General features: G+C 35.5%; 2 protein-coding genes. Both read left to right on the top strand.

Translation table 11 applies throughout. The features are described from left to right. The first annotated feature begins 77 nt into the window (after window positions 1–77). Window positions 78–785, top strand: coding sequence for a hypothetical protein (locus tag QO187_RS13745; protein ID WP_371548655.1), 708 nt, complete (start codon window positions 78–80; stop codon window positions 783–785). Continuing rightward, window positions 778–1,524: a hypothetical protein gene (locus QO187_RS13750; RefSeq protein WP_371548657.1), complete on the top strand. Its 747-nt coding sequence runs from the start codon at window positions 778–780 to the stop codon at window positions 1,522–1,524. Before QO187_RS13745 ends, QO187_RS13750 begins: the two co-directional genes overlap by 8 nt. Window positions 1,525–1,553: the final 29 nt, after the last annotated feature.

Consider the following 1,553-nt stretch of genomic DNA (forward strand, 5'->3'; position numbering starts at 1 on the left):
GTTTGATCATTATCGTCAGGCCGCTTGATTAAAATCTCCCAAGTTTAGGTCTACGGATTTGACAGCATAGGTCACTAATGATAAGAATAGCTCTCGGAACAGGAGCTAGACAACAAAGCGTATGCACTCTCTCTATTGCTTGTATCAAAACTGCTCTCCACTACTTAGAACAAAATGCTGATTCAAATTATGCCGTGATAAATACTGGATATAAATACAGAACAGATTCAAAGGGTGGGCGACTAAACCGCTTAATGTTTTCACGTAACCTAATTGATCATTTAGCAACATATATAGATTGCGAAAGAGCGGAACATAGAAGACAAAATATAAACAGCTTTTATGCAAATACTGACGATAACTATGTGTTTTTAACTCGAACTGGAAACCCCTATTTAACTGCTGAAAGAGAAATTATAGATCGTAATCGTAACAACCCTAAACCAGTTTGGAACACTGAAGCGCCCGTTATGGTACCTAAAAACGGCCAATCTTTAAGAAATGAATTAAAAAAATTCATTTCCAAGGTTCAAAAATTTGAACCAAGTCTTCAAAATTTTTCATTCCATGATTTGCGTGCTACCTATGGGATGAATATCGTAAGAAACCTTAGAGCTAAGGAATACCCTGATTCTAAGATATTTGATCATGTCAGACAAAGGTTAAACCATAGAAGCCTAACAACCACTGAGGCCTATCTAAAATTCGACTCGGAAGTAAAAGAATTCAATGATATACAAGATACGTTCGGCGTAACATTTGATAAGGGCGAATATAATGTCTAATTCTTTCAATGACAGGCAGCTTATTGAGATAAGCACTAAGCAAATAGAAGATATCGTTGATCCTCAATACACAGTAATTGTAGGTTCAAGAGCTGATGGTGTGTCCTTTAAAGTCGATATTGGTAGAGTCTGCTATACCAATAGAGAGAACGATTCTGGTCATTCCCGAGATAAAACTAAGAGCTATATTACGGGCCTAGTTGATGAATCAACATTGTCTATAGAACGTGTAGAATGGTTGAGAAGGTACCTTAGGGAAATCCTTCAAAAAGGGTTGAGAGATGAAACGGTGCGAGGTTACCTTCATAATTTAAGATATTTTTTTGATTTTTGTGATTTTGAAGGCTCTAAGCCTCTTACTTTAGATGATTTAGCATCTAATTATAAATATTATCAAATTAATCTCTATCAAAAGGCGCGTTTAAGTGGTGCAAAATCTATAAGCACTACAACTCTTTATGACAAGCTAAATACTGCAAGAGATTTCATAAAAATCGCTTATAACTTATCTGATATCGATATACTTAGTATTATTCCCAAGCATCGTCATATGGGGCATAACAGTAAAGAAAGAGACTCCTCATTAGAAGACTTCAAAAACTTCTTACAAACCTGCATTACATACTTTAATGAATTCTCATACGCCATATTAAATAAAATCTACCCTATACCTATTACTTTAGCAAAATCATCTGACCCATGCTGTCAAATCCGTAGAACTAAACTTGGGAGATTTTAATTACGCAGCCTGACGATAGTAGTCAAACC

The sequence above is a fragment of the Psychrobacter sp. Arc9 genome, assembly GCF_041431295.1.
GTDB lineage: Bacteria > Pseudomonadota > Gammaproteobacteria > Pseudomonadales > Moraxellaceae > Psychrobacter.

Excerpts from the sequence above, each read along its gene's own strand:
- QO187_RS13745 (WP_371548655.1), top strand. The coding sequence starts at position 78 with ATGATAAGAATAGCTCTCGGAACAGGAGCTAGACAACAAAGCGTATGC.
- QO187_RS13750 (WP_371548657.1), top strand. The coding sequence starts at position 778 with ATGTCTAATTCTTTCAATGACAGGCAGCTTATTGAGATAAGCACTAAG.